At 53.0% G+C, this 2,506-nt stretch carries 2 protein-coding genes; both read left to right on the top strand.

What is annotated here, in order from left to right:
- Positions 1-1,081: 16S rRNA (cytosine(967)-C(5))-methyltransferase RsmB (gene rsmB, locus IPZ49_RS22890; RefSeq protein WP_193762893.1), on the top strand; the 1,081-nt coding region annotated here is incomplete at its 5' end.
- Positions 1,082-1,103: 22 nt separating this feature from the next.
- The gene (gene trkA / locus IPZ49_RS22885) at positions 1,104-2,480 is read left to right on the top strand and encodes a Trk system potassium transporter TrkA (RefSeq protein ID WP_193762892.1); all 1,377 of its coding nucleotides are present in this window, start codon (positions 1,104-1,106) and stop codon (positions 2,478-2,480) included.
- Positions 2,481-2,506: the final 26 nt, after the last annotated feature.

The raw sequence follows: 2,506 nt of genomic DNA, 5'->3' as shown, positions 1-2,506 counted from the left end.
GAGCGGCAAGCAGCGTACCGTGCATTATTTGATCATGGTCGGTTTCTACCAGCTTCTTCATACCCGCATTCCACCTCATGCTGCGCTGGCCGAGACAGTGGAGGGTGCCGTTGCGATTAAACGTTCTCAGCTAAAAGGATTGATCAACGGCGTGCTGCGTCAGTTCCAGCGTCAGCAGGACGAACTGCTGGCAGAATTTGCGCAAAGCGAAGCGCGCTTCCTTCACCCTGAATGGCTGCTGAATCGCCTTAAAAAAGCCTACCCACAGCAATGGCAAGACATTGTGGATGCCAATAATCAACGTCCGCCGATGTGGTTACGCGTCAATCGTAACCATCATACACGCGACGCATGGTTGGCCCTGCTGGAAGAGGCCGGAATGAGCGGCTTCACACACGCTGCTTATCCTGATGCGGTTCGTTTAGCCTCCCCTGCACCGGTACATGCATTACCCGGTTTTGAAGAGGGCTGGGTAACGGTACAGGACGCATCTGCTCAGGGCTGCATGACCTGGCTTGAGCCGAAAGACGGGGAGCAGATCCTCGATCTCTGTGCAGCGCCAGGGGGGAAAACAACGCACATCCTGGAAGTGGCGCCGCAGGCCAGCGTGATGGCCGTGGATGTTGATGAGCAGCGCCTTTCACGCGTCTATGACAACCTTAAGCGTCTGGGTATGAAAGCACAGGTTAAGCAAGGCGATGGACGCAAACCCGCTGACTGGTGTGGTGATACCCGGTTCGATCGCATTTTGCTGGACGCCCCCTGCTCAGCAACCGGCGTGATTCGTCGTCATCCCGATATCAAATGGCTGCGTCGCGATCGTGATATCAAGGAGCTTGCCCAGTTGCAATCCGAAATTCTGGATGCCATCTGGCCGCATCTCAAACCCGGCGGAACCCTCGTGTATGCAACCTGCTCTGTTCTCCCGGAAGAGAACAGTCAGCAAATTGCGGCTTTCCTGAAACGCACCCCGGACGCTACGCTGCACGATACGGGAACGCCTGAGCACCCGGGTCTGCAAAACCTGCCGGGCGCAGAAGAGGGTGATGGTTTCTTTTACGCTAAGCTAATCAAAGAGTGATGTTGAGAACAGGTCACAAAAGATGAAAATTATCATTCTGGGCGCAGGGCAAGTTGGCGGAACGCTGGCGGAAAATCTCGTGGGTGAAAACAACGATATCACCATTGTGGATACCAATGGCGATCGCCTGCGCGTTTTGCAGGACAAGTTCGACCTCCGCGTTGTTCAGGGGCACGGCTCTCATCCACGTGTGCTTCGGGAAGCGGGCGCGGACGATGCCGACATGCTGGTTGCAGTAACCAGTTCTGATGAAACCAACATGGTTGCATTTCAGGTGGCCTACTCGCTTTTCAACACCCCAAACCGCATCGCCCGCATTCGTTCTCCGGACTATGTCCGGGATGCGGAGAAGCTGTTTAATTCCGAAGCGGTACCCATCGACCATCTTATTGCGCCTGAACAGCTGGTTATCGACAGTATTTATCGTCTGATTGAGTACCCGGGCGCGTTGCAGGTTGTGAACTTTGCTGAAGGGAAAGTAAGCCTGGCGGTCGTGAAGGCTTATTACGGGGGCCCGCTGATTGGTAATGCCCTATCGACAATGCGCGAGCATATGCCACATATCGATACGCGTGTTGCGGCGATTTTCCGTCACGACAGACCTATTCGTCCGCAAGGTTCCACCATTGTAGAAGCCGGGGATGAAGTCTTCTTTATTGCGGCTTCTCAGCATATCCGTGCGGTGATGAGTGAACTACAGCGTCTCGAAAAACCGTATAAACGTATTATGCTGGTTGGCGGCGGTAATATTGGCGCAGGTCTGGCGAGACGGCTGGAAAAAGACTACAGCGTGAAGCTGATCGAACGGGATCAACAACGCGCGTCAGAGCTGGCTGAAAAACTTCAGAATACCATCGTGTTTTATGGCGATGCTTCGGATCAGGAATTGCTGGCCGAAGAGCATATCGATCAGGTTGATCTTTTTATTGCCGTCACCAACGACGACGAAGCGAATATTATGTCCGCCATGCTCGCTAAACGTATGGGGGCGAAAAAAGTTATGGTGCTTATCCAGCGTAAGGCTTATGTCGATCTGGTACAGGGTAGCGTAATTGATATTGCTATTTCACCCCAGCAAGCCACCATCTCTGCCCTGCTAAGCCATGTGCGTAAAGCGGATATTGTCGGCGTGTCATCTCTTCGTCGTGGTGTTGCTGAAGCCATTGAAGCCGTCGCTCACGGGGATGAAACGACGTCACGCGTTGTTGGTCGCGCAATCGATGAAATTAAACTTCCACCAGGCACCATTATCGGCGCAGTAGTGCGAGGTAATGATGTGATGATCGCCAATGATAATTTACGTATTGAGCAGGGTGACCACGTTATTATGTTCCTGACCGATAAAAAATTTATTACCGACGTCGAGCGTTTATTCCAGCCAAGCCCGTTCTTCCTGTAATGATTTGGGTGCTCAGACGAGGGCAC

It is taken from the genome of Enterobacter cloacae complex sp. S2, from assembly GCF_015159675.1.
Lineage (GTDB): Bacteria > Pseudomonadota > Gammaproteobacteria > Enterobacterales > Enterobacteriaceae > Enterobacter > Enterobacter intestinihominis.
This window is presented reverse-complemented; position numbering and strand designations above follow the sequence as displayed.

Excerpts from the sequence above, each read along its gene's own strand:
- trkA (WP_193762892.1), top strand. The coding sequence starts at position 1,104 with ATGAAAATTATCATTCTGGGCGCAGGGCAAGTTGGCGGAACGCTGGCG.